The sequence below is a fragment of the Rivularia sp. PCC 7116 genome (assembly GCF_000316665.1).
Classification (GTDB): Bacteria; Cyanobacteriota; Cyanobacteriia; order Cyanobacteriales; family Nostocaceae; genus Rivularia.
Genome location: NC_019678.1, coordinates 6,437,563 through 6,453,240, shown reverse-complemented (window position 1 = coordinate 6,453,240; position 15,678 = coordinate 6,437,563). Strand labels below are relative to the sequence as shown.

Annotated in this window: 10 protein-coding genes and 1 pseudogene; 5 read left to right on the top strand and 6 right to left on the bottom strand. The window is 37.5% G+C overall.

The annotated features are described in order from the left end of the window. Positions 1–146: 146 nt before the first annotated feature. Positions 147–1,406 carry an STM4015 family protein gene (locus RIV7116_RS24920; RefSeq protein ID WP_015121100.1) on the bottom strand — a complete coding sequence of 420 codons (1,260 nt, stop codon included), beginning with the start codon at positions 1,404–1,406 and terminating at the stop codon, positions 147–149. Between the two features lie 924 nt (positions 1,407–2,330). Between RIV7116_RS24920 and RIV7116_RS24915 the strand changes: the two genes are divergently transcribed. Together RIV7116_RS24915 and RIV7116_RS24910 are read left to right on the top strand one after the other, a co-directional pair. Further along, positions 2,331–2,813: a hypothetical protein gene (locus RIV7116_RS24915; protein ID WP_015121099.1), complete on the top strand. Its 483-nt coding sequence runs from the start codon at positions 2,331–2,333 to the stop codon at positions 2,811–2,813. A 15-nt stretch (positions 2,814–2,828) separates the two neighbouring features. Further along, the gene (locus tag RIV7116_RS24910) at positions 2,829–4,298 is read left to right on the top strand and encodes a S8 family serine peptidase (RefSeq protein WP_015121098.1); all 1,470 of its coding nucleotides are present in this window, start codon (positions 2,829–2,831) and stop codon (positions 4,296–4,298) included. Positions 4,299–4,906: 608 nt separating this feature from the next. Here RIV7116_RS24910 and RIV7116_RS24905 read toward each other — a convergent pair. After that, positions 4,907–5,377, bottom strand: coding sequence for a hypothetical protein (locus RIV7116_RS24905; RefSeq protein WP_015121096.1), 471 nt, complete (start codon positions 5,375–5,377; stop codon positions 4,907–4,909). Positions 5,378–5,537: 160 nt separating this feature from the next. On the opposite strand from RIV7116_RS24905, the pseudogene RIV7116_RS37430 reads away from it, so the two are divergent. Then, positions 5,538–5,618, top strand: a pseudogene (locus RIV7116_RS37430) (DUF2281 domain-containing protein); the annotation flags it as partial. Positions 5,619–5,996: 378 nt separating this feature from the next. Here RIV7116_RS37430 and RIV7116_RS24900 read toward each other — a convergent pair. Continuing rightward, positions 5,997–6,668, bottom strand: a complete 672-nt coding sequence (locus RIV7116_RS24900; protein WP_015121095.1) for a DUF1822 family protein — start codon at positions 6,666–6,668, stop codon at positions 5,997–5,999. A 269-nt stretch (positions 6,669–6,937) separates the two neighbouring features. Here RIV7116_RS24900 and RIV7116_RS24895 point away from each other — a divergent pair, with 269 nt between their 5' ends. Both RIV7116_RS24895 and RIV7116_RS34180 read left to right on the top strand, forming a co-directional pair. Beyond that, positions 6,938–8,761, top strand: a complete 1,824-nt coding sequence (locus tag RIV7116_RS24895) for a ShlB/FhaC/HecB family hemolysin secretion/activation protein (RefSeq protein ID WP_044291179.1) — start codon at positions 6,938–6,940, stop codon at positions 8,759–8,761. Continuing rightward, positions 8,716–11,457, top strand: coding sequence for a CHAT domain-containing protein (locus tag RIV7116_RS34180; protein ID WP_015121093.1), 2,742 nt, complete (start codon positions 8,716–8,718; stop codon positions 11,455–11,457). The genes RIV7116_RS24895 and RIV7116_RS34180 overlap by 46 nt, the downstream gene beginning before the upstream one ends. Before the next feature lie 87 nt (positions 11,458–11,544). Here the strand turns inward: RIV7116_RS34180 and RIV7116_RS24885 are convergent, their stop codons facing one another. The 3 genes from RIV7116_RS24885 to RIV7116_RS24875 form a co-directional block, all read right to left on the bottom strand. After that, positions 11,545–12,444, bottom strand: a complete 900-nt coding sequence (locus tag RIV7116_RS24885; protein WP_015121092.1) for a lipopolysaccharide assembly protein LapB — start codon at positions 12,442–12,444, stop codon at positions 11,545–11,547. After that, complete coding sequence (locus tag RIV7116_RS24880) at positions 12,441–14,195, bottom strand: tetratricopeptide repeat protein (RefSeq protein WP_015121091.1); 1,755 nt, start codon at positions 14,193–14,195, stop codon at positions 12,441–12,443. The genes RIV7116_RS24885 and RIV7116_RS24880 overlap by 4 nt, the downstream gene beginning before the upstream one ends. Before the next feature lie 117 nt (positions 14,196–14,312). Then, positions 14,313–15,662, bottom strand: a complete 1,350-nt coding sequence (locus RIV7116_RS24875) for an NB-ARC domain-containing protein (RefSeq protein WP_015121090.1) — start codon at positions 15,660–15,662, stop codon at positions 14,313–14,315. Positions 15,663–15,678: the final 16 nt, after the last annotated feature.

The window sequence follows — 15,678 nt, the reverse complement described above, 5'->3', positions numbered from 1 at the left end:
TTTATTAATTGATATTTCTTAATTGACACTTTATCTTCAGATTCATAATTAATTTAAAATGATGAATCATAGATGATTTTATATACCTAAAAACTTCTTCCGTACTCCCCTCTCCTTAACAAGGAGAGGGGCTGGGGGTGAGGTTTTCACTCAGTCACGGCACAATAACGATATTCATGATCATAATGAGAATCAGCATCCTGTTTTTCTGCTAACAACCGACAATCAAGTTTGGACAATTTACCAACCATTTCATCTGATAAACGAGCTTCGGAAACATTAAGAATATCAAGCTCATTCACCGCCGCACAATTAAGCAAATATTCGGCACCTTTATCGCTCAAATTTCCTAGCGATAAATCAAGTACGCTAATTGTTTCAATTAAAGGAGATTTAACTACTGCTTCTGCAATATCATCTGCAAATTCACTGTTACGCAATCCTAAATAATTTAAATCGGCAAATATTAAGTCTTCTAAAATCGGTTTTACGTCTACAATCCTACAATCTCCACCATAGCTATCGCTACCAAGCCATAATTCTAAATGCTCTAATGCTGGAAGATTCATGTTACAAATTTGAGCAACTGTTTCGCTACTCAATCCCCCAGTTTCTACAATCAACGTTTGTAGATTGTTGTGTCTTACCGGAGCATTAAATTGTAACCCGTCTCCACCGCGCACTTGCAATACTTCTAATTGAGGATATGCTCTTAAAATCGGACTTATATCACCTTGTGCAATCCACGATATTTCGCTTTCTTCGTAGTGAATATCACCGATAAAGATGGCTTTTAAGTTGGTTAATTTATCTTTTGCATCAACCAGTCTACTGACAATTTCGTCGCTACCAACTTCTGTATCGTCAGCCCACAAGCCAATAATCAAAGCTTCTAATTTACCGGCTTGGGAATCTTGGGAAATGCTTGTAATTTGTTCTGCTATGGTAGGGCGATCGCCATCCCAATCCCATCGTAAAGCATAAGCTGTATTCGTAGAGTCTTCAATTCCAACTTCCAGATTGTAATCTACACTTAAACGATTCGCAAATCTTCCGGCGTGCTCCCCTTTATAACCAATATATCCCTGCAATCTCTCGAATAAATCCCAAGGCTGATAATGCTCTAAAGCTTGTTTTACCTGGGTTTCTTTTCTTCGTCGCAATAACTTATAAGCATAACGCTGTATTATTTTTGGCTTATTTTGCAAAGCTTGAATCACCAACTCCAAACCAGCTTCTTGATAGTTAAGAGCATCGGTAAGCGCTGCCAATTTTACGTCAACTACCGGATTCGATAATCTACGCTTTACTCCTTCAATTCCACCCAATACCGCACTATCAACTGGAGGTGGATTTTTCCCTCCTAAGACAGCATCATATTTTCCTGGTTGTTGATTCTCTGCCATGACACTTATACGTAAATATCTAAACCACTGCTATTATTCCCATAAATAGCGATAGGCTAAACACACCGCGCAATTACGCCTGCTAGCCATTCACAATTTAATCTTAAAAAATATCATAGTACATTAGTTCTATAATGAAAACCCCTGGGTAGAGTCATGCCGTGTGGTATTGGAGAGGGGGAAGAGGGGGAAGAGGGGGGAGAAAAAATTTATACCCGTCAAAATGAATGAAAAAAACTACTACTAGAAAAAAGGTATGAATAGATAGTCATACAAATATATGTAGCAATGCGAACTATTAGTTAAAAAATATAAACTTTATACATACTAAAAAATCGGTTTTATTAAAAGCAGATAGAATAACAACGGTAAACAATTTATCCTGCCAAATGAAGAAATTACGGTGTTGCATTGAGGAAGTAGGCGGGGTGTAAATCGCGTAGTTTGGTAGAACAGTCAATTAATCAAGTGGTGCAGATGCTAGAAGTCTTATTTTATGAATATTTTTTTCTAAATTATTACAACTGCATAAGTTCTCGTGACAGATAACTATTAATATATCTACTTCCGAAGTTGCGATACGCCTTCGCGTCGCCTTTCGGGCATCACAGTTCTCGAACTAGTACTCTGGCAAGCCACAATTGCCGGGTAAGGGCAGGCAGGGGGAGCAGGGGAAGCGGAGGGAGCAGGGGGAGAAAAAACTTTTTATTTCCACGCTAAACCCAGCAAAGTTCGCTTGGCGAACCACTAGTAGCACGCGAAGCGAACTTTGCGGGGTGTATTGTAAAAACAGAATTTTTTTCTCCCCTCTCTTGCCTCACCCGGCAATTTTGGTTTGCTAGAGTTCTAGAGGAAGAAACTATGTCTCACCCCTCATAAGTCAACAAAATAGAAGAAGTAGTATAAGGTAACGAGGTAAGCAAAGTGAAATCTCCGACAATTTGGCTGGCGATTATAATTCTTGTATTTGCAAGCAGTAGTTGTGCCCCCGATAGCAAGAAAAACCAGGTTTTATTAGGGAAAGAAGATTCTACCTCAAGCAAATCTACCGAATCTATAAATCATCAGCAGATAGAGGAAGTAACAATGCCTCAAAACCTTATTTCGGCGGAAATAGAACCATTACCTAACAAGGGTAAGCAAGCTGCTTTAGAACTGCAACGTCTGGGTTTTAAAATATTGCGCGTTGGCAAAACTATCAGCGTTCAAGCACCGCGCTCCTTATGGGAATCAACTTTTAATGTCTCATTCAAGGAAGAAAAGAAAACTGTTATAGCAGAAATAGAAGCCCAGAAGACCTATTCAAGAGCCGTAACTGATAACCTTGTTATTCCTGAAAAACTGGAAAGTTCGATTTCTGAGGTGATGTTTATAGAGCCGCCGGAATTTTTCCAGGTACAACCATAATTATAGGAAAGTAAAATGACATATCTATCGGAGAATAAAGAGGAGCGAGTTTATTTTGAGGCAGTCTTGCGCTCTGAAACGGGTGAATCGATGTTTGCCGCAGAAACTTACCTCGCACCGGATAATCTCCAACAATTTGCTCCTCCTCCCGGAAGAGCTATGCGAGCGGCTACGGTACTTCAGTCCCTAGGTTTTCGCGTACAGCAGATAGGCACATTTTCAATTAGTGCAGATGGTCCGCGAGAGTTATGGGAACGGGTTTTTGGTACCAGAGTTGAATCTAGGAGCCAAACAGTAAGTCCTAGTGTCGGAGAAGTTACCTACTTATCTCACGTTGCTGGTGTACCCTTCACAATTCCACCAGAACTTTCTGAATTGATAGAGCGCGCTTATCCCCAAAGTCCGCCAATTCTGTTTGAATCACCCCTACCCCCAAGAGTCAAATATCATCACCTTACAGTTCCCGCAGATGTCGCGACAGTATGCCGTTCAACACCAGTACATAAGGTTGGTATTACGGGGAAAGGTGTATTAGTGGCGATGGTAGATAGTGGATTCTACAAGCATTCCTTTTACAAATGGCATGGTTATAACTATCAAGCAACTCTGGCACCAGATGCAACCAATGTAGAACGAGATGAAAGCGGACACGGTACTGCTGAAGCTGCCAATATCTTTGCCAATGCACCAGATATTGATTTTATCGGCGTGAAAATGGGTGGCAACGCGACTTTGGCTTTTAAGACTGCCTCCGACCTACATCCGGCAGTGATAACCAACAGTTGGGGTTATAATATCTGCGGCGAAACTTTGCCGAATTCTCTCAAGCCTTTAGAAGCAGCAATCATAGAAGCAGTTCAAGAGCAGGGTATTACAGTCTGTTTCTCCGCCGGTAACGGTCATGCTGGTTTTCCTGGTATGATGCCCGAAGTCATTTCTGTTGGTGGCGTTTACGCTCACGATACCCTAGATGGAGATGATTTCTTGTTAGAAGCATCTGACTATTCCAGCAGTTTTGACAGTCAGATTTATCCAGGAAGACACGTACCGGATTTTTGCGGATTAGTAGGCATGAAGCCAAACGCTATTTACATCATGTTACCCGTAGAACCTGGCGACCAAATTGACAGGGGCTTAGGCGGAAATGGATATCCTAGCAAAGATGAAACGGGTACAGATGATGGTTGGGCAGTAATCAGCGGAACTAGTGCAGCTTCCCCCCAAATTGCTGGTATTTGTGCTTTGCTCAAGCAGGTACAACCCGGACTTTCACCTTCTTTAATTAAATCGATTTTGCGCTCATCAGCTAGAGATGTGAAAAAAGGTAATAGCAACGGAACATGTCTAACATCACGCGAAGGTTTACCCGCAGGTAACGGGCATGACGGAGCTACAGGAACTGGATTAGTAGATGCTTATGCAGCCTATAAGTTGGCTCGTTCGGTAGTAATTCGCAATATTCACGATTTACCATCTCCTCGATAAGAGGTTTGAAAAACCAAACTTTGTTTTCAATACTGCTCGCTTAAGGAATCCAACTTCTTTTTTAGATCCCCCAAACCCCCTTAAAAAGGGGGCTTATTTCCCTCCTTTTTAAGGAGGGTTAGGGAGGATATCGTCTTAACCGACAAGTATTGACTTTGTTTTAATTTTCAAGAAATAAACATTCTTGAGCAACCGCTTTCTTTGGGCTTTGACTCGAATGACGCAAAATATATATTTGTACTATTTTTGTGAAAATATCATTTGCGATATGACTTATATGTAGTCATATCGCTTTTTTTTGGCGTTGCGAAATTGAAATATAAATTGATTTGTCTTGTTTGAGTAAGCCACCCTTATCTCGTAGTATTGCCCACTAAGTCAAGCTCTTCACCCGTGTTTACATCCCAAAGTTTTACGAATTACGAATTACGAATTACACTTACCGTTCTATCGTCGTGACATTTGTTACTGAGCTTTAAACTCAGAACTAAAGTTTTTATTAATACTTCTAACATAGCTGCCATCTGCCCTCTGCCTTTTTTGTAATGTATGCAGACATTTACCACTATTTGGGAGAGGGGGAAGGGAGTAATTAATGTTTAGACTTTTTAAGAATTCTTTGGGGCAAAATATTCAGCTATTTTTTCTGGTTTAAAAGCGGTGGTGTATTGTTCAGCTAACTCTGGTGTCGCTAATTCCAGCAATACGGTATTTTCCACCCAAAACTCAATCACGTCAAATTCGCCACGACTAAAGCGCACGCATCGCCATTGTTCCCGCTCGGCAATAGCTTCTATTTGCGACTGGTTTAGGGGAATGGACATTGCAGCGTGAGTAGCAATAAATTGGTTGGGGTTATTTTCGAGTTGAAATTGTATTGGTTTATCGTCTTCTCCTGGAGTCATTTGGGTACCCAAGGGATAAACTTCAATTACAGTTCCGTACTCATCACCAGCCAAAGCTACATAGCTACCTTCATGGGATGGAAAAGGAGCGCAATATTTACTATTAAACAGTTCGGCTAATACAGAAGCGACATGAGCGGGATTTTTCGCAGGAATTGAAATGTGATGAATCATTTTTTGTTAACCTTCTTAATATTGTAATCAAAACTTTTTATTATTTACAGGTGGAACCGGGGAACCAGAAAAACGATAAAATATCTTCTGATACAAACTTTATGGACATCAAATTCTAATTAAACCACTTACCATGACAATAGAATAACAACTTCTACAAGAAATTGAAAAAGTACCCGAACTTCTCTTACAACAAGTGTTAGATTTTGTTCGGTTTTTGCAAAATAAGTGCCAACAATAAAAATTAGAAATAACCCTCCTTAGTGAATCTTCGCTACAAAAAGATTTGACCTAATTCTCTGTCAAATTACCAGTCATATCATGTCCTTTAAATTAAATGTCATTGTTCGCACAGCGAACAATGACATATTATGGGTGATTTGTCGGACATGATATCGTAATTGTCTCCCACGAATAAATTCGGGAGCTTCTGAGTTTTTACCTTATTCGGTGAGGATTTTTCAGTATATTGATTGTCAAACTAAAGCTAGCGTAAATGTTTCTAGTAGTTCGTTTCATTAATTATGAAGGCTGCATAGGAAACATAAAAAATTATTCTTCCCCCTCTACCCCTTCTACCCCCTCTCCCCCTCCCTATCCTTTCCAAGAGATATTGAAATCAAAACCTAAATTTCAATTCACTTAGTTTAGTTGTTGTTGTGGTGACTATTCCTGATAAATTGCTGATGCGAGTAGCTTGAGTCTCCACTACGGGTAAAGCAAATTCCGATGCCTGGATGTATCTCTTATACAGTAATAAATGGTTTGGTTCGCTATCAAATACAGACAGCGGTAATTGATAGCAGCCTTGGGATATCGATAATTTCAAGCTACTTTTAATCTCTATCAACTGTTTGTAAGTTAAAAAGCCTTTGATTATAACTTCTTCTTGTGATTCTAGTATTTCTATAATAACATAAAAATGGGCTGTCAATTCTGGTTTTTCGATTAGCTCTTGCGGTATATTCACAATTTCGTCTAGCAAATTTTCGGTAGCGATCGCGCAAAATTTGAAGTTGTCAACTCTGAGAATACCAGCAGTTTTGATTGTGCTAGTATCTTTTAAAATTACTTTATTGGTTAAGCGCATATCTTCGTCAGCCAGCCTAATTTGCAACCATACCTCAAGGGCAATTAATGCTAATCTATTCAAATAGCCTTGCCAATTATCTTTACCGCTGATTGTATGGGGATAATTAATTTCATTCGCTAATACAAAATGCTCGGGTTCTAGCCATACGGTTTCTGGTAGTAACAGTCTTAAACCCTGAGAATAAGTTGAATTTGGCATAGTTTCTTCTCGCTTTTACTGGTAAATAAATGCAAGTGAGAAGAACTTATGCGGTTTGCGGAATAATATCAATTTTCATCGTTGACAAGCAAGTATTAAAAAATATGATTATAATTACTAGAAATCTAATTTGTATGGAATAATTCTATACAAAGAAATTACAAAAGCGTTTTTCATCAAAAGTATGATTGAAAGCCTTAGCAATAAGCAATTTAATTTGTCAGTTCAGCGCGTGCAATACCAGCTCTTTCTCTATGTATCTGCACGCTATGTTAACTAAGTTTTATTTTAATGGTGTTTTATCTCAAGTAATTTTATTTACTTCATTTTTTTTTATAAATAAGCTTTTAGATGCAGGAGTTGTTATAGCCCAAGTTCCCAGTCTCGAAGAAATAAATTCCTTCCCACCACCGCAGGATATTCAACCTCTGCCAAATCCCCCTGAGACTACCCCTAAGCTTCCCGATTCCCAAGAAAAGCCATTGCAGTTACCCTCTCCTGAAAAACCAACTCAGGTTGATGAAGCTACGCAGAGCAATATCGTTGTTACCGATTTTAAATTTATTGGTAACACGGTTTTTACAGACGAGGAGTTAGCAAAAATATTTATCGATAGTGGGGATATCAATCAACCTATTGCTTTGTCCAAACTGCTGCAAATTGCCGTTAATGTAACTGCTTTATATCATCAACATGGCTACAAAACTTCTGGAGCAGTGGTTAGAATTCCCGAATTAACGCAACAGCAAGGAAGAGGTGAAGTTGAAATCAGGGTAGTTGAAGGTCAGTTGCAACAGATTGATATTAGGCTGTTAGATTCCCCGAAAAAGGGACGACTGGCAAAATATTTGCGCCAGCGTTTGGGTATCAAAGATAAAAAGCCGTTAAATGTGGATCGTCTGTTGCAGGCTTTGCAACTATTGCAAATTGACCCTTTATTTGAAACTATATCTGCTACTATTAATCCTGGGACGGAACAGGGTAGCAGTCTTTTAACGGTTAAATATAGTCCGGCTCAATCGTTCAATCCTCAATTAAGTTTGAATAATAGTCGTTCCCCGAGTGTAGGTAGTTTTCAGCGAGAAGTTGGTTTTAGACAAAATAATTTACTGGGATTTGGCGATAATCTCACCTTGGCTTACAACAACAGCGATGGTAGCAATGGGGTGAATGTTGGTTATTCTTTACCGATTAATTCTAAAAATGGGACTTTGGGTTTTGGTTACAGTCAAAACGATAATGATGTAATTGAGCCACCTTTTAAGGATTTGAATGGAGATGGTGACAGCCCCGATATTGAATCGGAATCGCGCTCCTATGAAGTTAGTTATCGTCAGCCAATTATTCGTACTGTCGAGAATAATAGTTTCAAGGAATTTTCTTTAGGTTTGACAGCTTCATTGCGAGAAAGTAAATCGTTTTTGTTAGATACTCCTTTTCCACTTTCCCCAGGAGCAGAAGAAGACGGAAGTACTCGTATTGCTGCATTGCGATTTTCTCAGGAATACCAGCAGCAGGATTCGCAACAAGTGATTGCATTGCGATCGCAGTTTAATTTTGGCATCAATGCTTTGAATTCAACTATCAACGAAGACGTTGCAGGAGTTGAGCCAATACCCGATAGCAGGTTTTTTTCGTGGCAGGGGCAAGCTCAGTATGTTCGTCGTTTAGCAGCAGATAGTTTATTCTTAATTCGCGGTAACGCTCAGTTAACAACTTCGGCTCTTTTATTGTCAGAACAGTTTGCTGTAGGTGGTTTGGGGAGCGTCAGAGGTTATCGTCAAGATCAACTTTTAACTGATAACGGGGTTTTTATTTCTGCGGCAGTTGAGTTGCCAGTTATACGACGTATTGCCGGTAATGGGATATTGCAAATAGTGCCTTTTATTGATTATGGCACTACTTGGAACAGCCGCGGCAGGAGCAATCCAGATAAGCAAACTCTTTCGTCATTTGGTATGGGTTTGCAGTACATTGACGGGGATAATTTTCGCGCTCGTCTTGATTGGGGTATTCCTTTAGTATCGGTAAATTCTAGGAAGAGAACATGGCAAGAAAACGGTATTTATTTTACGTTGCAGTACAATCCTTAATTGATGGTTATTTGAAAATGCGAAGTAAATTTATCGCTATATTTCTAACTACTATTTTCTTAATTGTGGGGATGTCTGCTGTTTTTTCTCAAACTCCAGTCAGCATTTCAAATAATCCCCAACTTTTAGTAAAGCAAGGTGAATATTTTTATCGTCAGCAGCAATTATCAACAGCAATAGAGTATTTTCAGAAAGCAGCAAAAATATTTGCTGAGAAAAAAGATAAACCGAATCAAGCTATTACGTTAACTAATTTAGGTCGTTTGCAGTTTGAATTAGGAAAAGCGAATGATGCTTTGAATAATTGGCAAACAGCCGAAACAATTTATCTTCAATTGGGAGATGAAATTGCGGTAACTCGGAATCAAATTTACCAAGCTAGTGCTTTGCAAAAATTAGGTTTACTATCTCGTGCTTGCGGAATTTTATTGCAAAGTTTGGAGATTGAGCAGAAAAGTTGCGATGATTTGACTACAAAAAAACTAGAAACAATTTTACAACAAAACAAGATACATCCCGAACCCGATATTTTATTAACCGGGTGGCGCAGTTTGGGTAATGTTTTGCGAGCTACGGGTAAGTTAAATGAATCGCGCTATATTTTAGAAACGGTAGCTAAAAACAATTCACCTTCAACTCAGCCAGGTACTTTGTTGAGTTTGGCAAATACCTATATGTCTTTGGGAAATTTAAAACGCGATAGATTTTTAGCATCAAAAGCATCAAACTTGAATTTAACAGCATCTCAACAAGATAATTATCGTTGGGGTTGTTTTCAAAATAATAATCTTCTTCCTCTAGAAGCGATAAAGGAGTATAAAAATGCTGAGTCTAAATATCGGGAAGCAATTGAAAATTATTCAACTACACCCATCGCAACCAAAGCAAAAATTAATCTACTCAATCTGTTGCTGTCTAGAAGCAAGTTCAAATCAACTGACAACAATGATACAAATAATTTACTCTCTCAAGCAAATAGTTTATTGTCCGATATCAATATTGGGAATTCATCTCCCAATCAAAACCAGATTTACAATCAAATTAATTTAGCTAAATCAAGAAATTGTTTAACTCAATTAACCAACAATAAACCTAATTGGGAAAATAGAATTAAAGAATTATCTTCAGCAGAATCCCAAGCTGAAATAATCAAAGATGATATTGCAAAATCCTATGCGATTGGTAATCTTGGTAGCTTATATGAATATCGCGCTTGGTGGCTAAACCAAAATTTGAATCAATCTAAAAATAGTAGCAAAAACAATTTATGTCAAACAGCAGAAACTTGTTTAAATAAAGCATATAAATCCACACAACAAGCTCTTTATTTTGCTCAACCAACCAAACAACCATTTATTGCTTATCAATGGCAATCCCAACTAGGACATATATTAGAAGAACAAGGAAAAAAAGACAATGCGATAACGGCTTACAATAAAGCCATAAATACTTTAGAATCAGTTCGTTACAATTTATTGACAACGGATTCCGACGTGCAGTTTTCTTTTTTAGAAAATGTAGAACCCGTTTACCGTAGATTGTTAGATTTACTTTTACAAACAAAAGCCAACGATAAAATATTAAGAGCAACCGAAGTTAGCGAATCTTTGCAGTTAGCAGAATTAGAAAACTTATTAAGATGTCGGCTTGATACTGCTCAAACCGTTGCGATTAGTAAATTAGAGCAGCCTCCAGCAGCAATTATTCATCCTATCATCATACAAAACCGCATTGAAGTGATTGCTCGGATACCATCATCAAATAAATTACTTCGCGAACAACTTGATATATCTCAGAAAGATTTTAATGACGTTTTGTACAATTTAGAAAATTTACGCTCCAGTGACAAATTTGATGAAGGCACTTATATTGAACCTGCTCAACAACTTTACAACTGGCTAATAAAACCTTTTGAAAATGATTTACCCAAAGAAGGAACATTGGTTTTTATTGTTGATAGTACTTTGCAGAGCGTTCCTTTTGCCGCACTTTACGATGGAGAAGAGTATTTAGTTCAAAAATATAGTATCGCTGTAAATGTAGCATCCAAATTATTAAATCAAAGAAATTTAAAACCGAAACAGCGGAGTGCATTGCTTGTAGGAATAAGTGGAAAAGCCAAAAGCTTTATTAATAAATTGCCACAGCTTTTTCACGTAGAAGATGAATTAGCTGGAATAGAAAAAACGGTATCCAATCAAATACTTAAAAACGAGCAGTTTACCAGTGCAGCTTTAAGCAAACAAATTGCTGCTAAAGACTACCCATTTATTCATCTAGCAACCCACGGGCAATTTAGTTCTAACCGCGAAAAAACTTATATATATGCTTGGCATAACAAAATTAAGCTAGATGAATTAGATAGATTACTTCGCACCCGCAGAGACAATTCTGCTCAACCAATTGAATTATTAGTGCTAAGTGCTTGCGAAACAGCAAAAGGAGATAAACGTGCTGCTTTGGGTATAGCTGGAGTTGCTTTAAAAGCAGAAGCTCGCAGTACCGTTGCTAGTTTGTGGAAAGTTAACGATGAATCTACAGCGGATTTTATGAAGCAATTTTATCAAGAATTGAACAAGCCAAATATGACAAAAGCTGAAGCTCTAAGAAAAGTGCAAATGAATTTTCTGGATAATCCTAAATACAATCATCCTTATCATTGGGCACCTTTTATATTAGTGGGTAATTGGGCATAGGGCATTGGGGATTGCTAATTGATAATAAAAAACTTTACTGTTGGAGACGTAGCACTGCGCCCCGTCTCTACATAAATTTCCGGTAAATTACCTCAATCGATTCAACTGTTTCTCTACCCATTCCAAACGTTTTTTATCGTTTAATTGCTGATATCCAGTTTTAGCTTGTTGATACCAAGCGATTGATTCTTGTTTTTTGTTGAGACTATCGTATACTTCCCCTAAAAACTGAGCTATCTGAGTGGAAAGTTCTTTATTCTTCAATGCTTCGTAATTGACATGTGCTGTTTTTAATAAACTAATCGCTTTTTTATGATTCTCTACAGTAAGATTAACCCTTGCAAGTTTAACTCTCGCCCAAGCTTGCCCGTTTAAATCACCTCTACTTTCTGCGATATTTAGCGCTTGCTGATAATTCTTTTCGGCTAAAGATGTCAGATTATTTTTTTCGTAAAGCTCGGCTATTTTTAAAGCTGTATCTTGTGGAGCAAGATTTTGTTTGCGGATATTAGCAACTTCGTTATTCACTGTTTGAGCTTCTTGTGGTGTAAGGATAATAAATCGAGTTTCAGTCTCTCTCTCTTCTGCACCAATCGCTTTAACCGTTAAATCATAGGCTTTACCTGGTTTTAAAGCCGGTTGATTTTGAGGGTAGGAAATTTCGGTATTTGTAGTTTCTGACTGCCATAAAGTTCCTTCCGAGCTACTCAAGCGGACAATATAGCTAGTGGTTTTTGGTATCCTGCTCCAAGAAAATTTTGGTAAATTGTTATCTATTAGAGTACCAACAGGGCTGATTATATAGAAAGAGTCACTACGACTAACTTCACGACACATAGGATCGCAAATCACCTTTCTTGCTAATAGTATTTTGGTGGGATTTTGTGAAACTTGATTTCCAGCGATTGCTTTATTATTCAATACCGTAAAATTTACAGAGCTAGCAGCTAACGTCAAAACCAGGTAGTTAAATAATTTATATTTCATTTTTGTTGTTTGGTTGAATTTAAATTTCGGATTGCATCAAGCTGCCAAGTTTCCACTTCTGGTAAACCATCGGCATCATAATCGCGGCATTTCTGCCATGAAGATAGAGTATCTTTACTGTCAATTTGTTGCAATACAGTAGCTTGCAGACAGTGGGCTGCTGCTGTTTGATACTCATCTAATTCAATCGCTTTTTCTAAATATTTTTTGGCTGCTTGTAAGTTACCCAATTGCAAATATGTCCAGCCCAGGTTTTTATACAATTTGGATTTAGTTCTGGAAGCATTCTTTGGCTCTACATATTTTAGAGATTTCGATATTTCTTCTATCGCTTTTTGATTATTTTGTTTTTGCCATATTAGTAACCGAGCATAATTATTACGGGCATCTGCTACTACTACACTAACATTATCATCTTTATTACTTTGATAAGCAATCACTTTTTTATAATATTCTATTGCTTTATCAAAATCTCTAATATCCTCAAAAAGAGTTGCTATATTATAATAGACTGTTGCTTTGGTTAAAATATCGCCATTACCTAATTCTAATGATTTTTCATACTGATTTAAAGCACATTCAAAATCTTTCTGCAACTTACAAGCTAATCCCAAACTATTTTGATAATCTGCTTTATTTGGATTCAATTTAGTTGCTTCTTCAAAATGTTTTCTAGCATCTTCAAATTTACGATCTTGAAGAGCTTCACGACCTTCAATTTCTTCATGAGCCGCTCGTAATGGTCTTGTCCACAATTGAATTAGAAAAAAGCTAGCTAATGTAATCAAAAAACCTGTTGAAATAAACTTTAATTGAGGAGACATGAGAAAACGTAATATTCTTTTTAAGAACAATTTTTCCGGATTTAAATCTTCTAACATTTGAAATGCCCTTTGAGGTCTATCTGCTGGCAATCGAGCCGTCATTTCATCAATAAAATCTGCCAGGGGATGAGAAATATTTCGTGCTTTATCGCGCCAAATTAATTTACCAGTTTTAGGATTATTAGGAAGCTCTGTCGGGGATTTTCCTGTTAGTAAATAAACGAAAGTACGTCCTAAAGCATAAAAATCTGATTGAGGTACCGCTTTTCCATCAATTTGTTCTTGGGGTGTATAACCACCTGACATAGTTGTAGTGAGATTTTCGTTTCCCCCTACTCCTATTTTGACTAAATAGGTATTGCTAATGTCTCTAACAGTACCAAAATCAATTAAAGCTAATTTACCATCTGGTCTGATGATAATATTTGAAGGTTTGATATCCCGATGAAAAAAATAATTTGTATGTAGAACATCTAAAATTTCTACAAGCTGTCTCAACCAATCAAGAGCTTTATTAGAAGAAATCACACCATTTTCTATTAACCATTGCTCTAAATTTTGACCGGGAATTTTCTCCATCACCAAACAGTGAAGTTCCCCCGAATAATCGTTTGGTGTAAAAGTAAAGTAATCGTCCGGTTCTACTTTGGGAATTCCAGGATGATTAAGTAATTGTAATGTAAATGCTTCCCTTTCAAACATTTTTACAAATTGCGGACTATTTACTTTTAATACTTTGATAACTTTACTATTTTCTCCATCTGTGACTTCAAATATATCCGCATAGCTTTGCTGCGTCAGCGGACGTAAAGGTTTGATTAGCCGATATTTCTGATTAACCAGTAAACTAGTTCCGCAGTATTGACAAATACTGATGTTATCGGGATTTTCTCTTTGTTTACATTCGGGGTTAATACAGTAAATCACAGCAGCAGAGAGAATAGGGAATGGGGAATTGGTAATTGATAATTGGTAATTGGGAATTGGGAATTGGATTATCCCACGATTATTTATTTTTATCTTTTTAATTATTTAATTGTCTAATTATTCGTCGTGACTCAAATGATATTTTTTGACGTACTTCTTGATCAGATATTCCAGGTAATAAGATGTTTGAGATTCATCTTTATTTTGATGACTGGTATCTATCAATGCCCGTCTTTTTAAAGATGCTAAAGTTTCTATGAGTTCGGAAGTTGATATTTGAGGAATTTCTTTTTTCAGTTTCGACAATGAAACAGCTTTGGTTTCAGTTGCCAAACACTGCATCATTTGTTTTTCTAACTTTGATAAGCGATTCCATTGTTCGTCGAGTATTGTCCGAAAATCACCGAAAACCCAAGTATTATGTTTGGTGAATTCTGCCACATTACCGTTAAACAAATCTTTAATAGTTGCACCAACGATTTTCAACGCAAAAGGATTACCTTTGGCATAATCAATCAAACTTTTCCAGTGTTCTTTTGCAGTCAAACCCTGCTCCTGCAAGATTTGTGCCGCATCTTCCACCTTCAAGCCTTCTACTTTAAGTGACTTCACCAATCCTTTGGGATTTTCTAATAAAGAAATTTCTCTGGGTTTTTCTTGAGAGCAAAGCAACAAGCAGCTTTGATGCTCTGTTTCTCCCAAGCGTTTTAACACTATGCCATAATCTTCATGTTCTTTTTCATACCTCCCAAATCTATCGCCGCTACGCAATACACTTTCAAAAGCGTCAAGTATCAGCAAACAACGGTGTTGACGTAAATATTTGATTAGCAGTGAAATTTTTTCGTTGATGTCTGCGGGTAACTCAGTTTCCTGATGATTGGATAAAAATGCAATCGCATCCGTGACAAACTCTTGGGGTGACGGCTGATTATCTAAAGAGCGCCAAATGATAAACTCGAATTTATCTTGGATTTCTTTAGCTAATTTCACCGCTAAGTTGGTTTTACCGATTCCTCCCATACCCAGCAAAGCAATTAAGCGACAGTGATTTTCTAAAATCCATTGCGTAGTGGTTTCCAACTCCGCTTTTCTGCCATAAAACACCGAAACTTCCGGAGCTTCACCCCAATCTTGAGTTTGAGAAGCATTAAGCGGTAACTTATCTCCCACAGAAGAATCAATATTTGTAATTAAGTTAGATGAAACTTGCTCGTTAGATAATCCCTGGTACTGATTTACAAGTAACTGTTGTAACTTAGCTAATTTTACAGGTCCTCTTCCATCAATGTGAAATTTTTTGTAAATATCGCTCAAACGCTTGCGTACAGTGCCTTCATTGATTGCCAATTCCTGGGCGATCGCCTTTATAGATTTTCCGTCTATAGATAAACGCAACACATCCCATTCCAATTCTGAGACACCATGAGAAGCAGCTATATTTTTAAGAAAATCTTCAGGAATCACAATAGTTACCCGGCAG

What these genes read in the sequence shown, in the direction of transcription:
- RIV7116_RS24885 (WP_015121092.1), bottom strand. Translation starts at nt 12,444, where the DNA reads ATGAAATATAAATTATTTAACTACCTGGTTTTGACGTTAGCTGCTAGC.
- RIV7116_RS24900 (WP_015121095.1), bottom strand. Translation starts at nt 6,668, where the DNA reads ATGCCAAATTCAACTTATTCTCAGGGTTTAAGACTGTTACTACCAGAA.
- RIV7116_RS34180 (WP_015121093.1), top strand. Translation starts at nt 8,716, where the DNA reads ATGGCAAGAAAACGGTATTTATTTTACGTTGCAGTACAATCCTTAATT.
- RIV7116_RS24920 (WP_015121100.1), bottom strand. Translation starts at nt 1,406, where the DNA reads ATGGCAGAGAATCAACAACCAGGAAAATATGATGCTGTCTTAGGAGGG.
- RIV7116_RS24905 (WP_015121096.1), bottom strand. Translation starts at nt 5,377, where the DNA reads ATGATTCATCACATTTCAATTCCTGCGAAAAATCCCGCTCATGTCGCT.
- RIV7116_RS24895 (WP_044291179.1), top strand. Translation starts at nt 6,938, where the DNA reads ATGTTAACTAAGTTTTATTTTAATGGTGTTTTATCTCAAGTAATTTTA.
- RIV7116_RS24910 (WP_015121098.1), top strand. Translation starts at nt 2,829, where the DNA reads ATGACATATCTATCGGAGAATAAAGAGGAGCGAGTTTATTTTGAGGCA.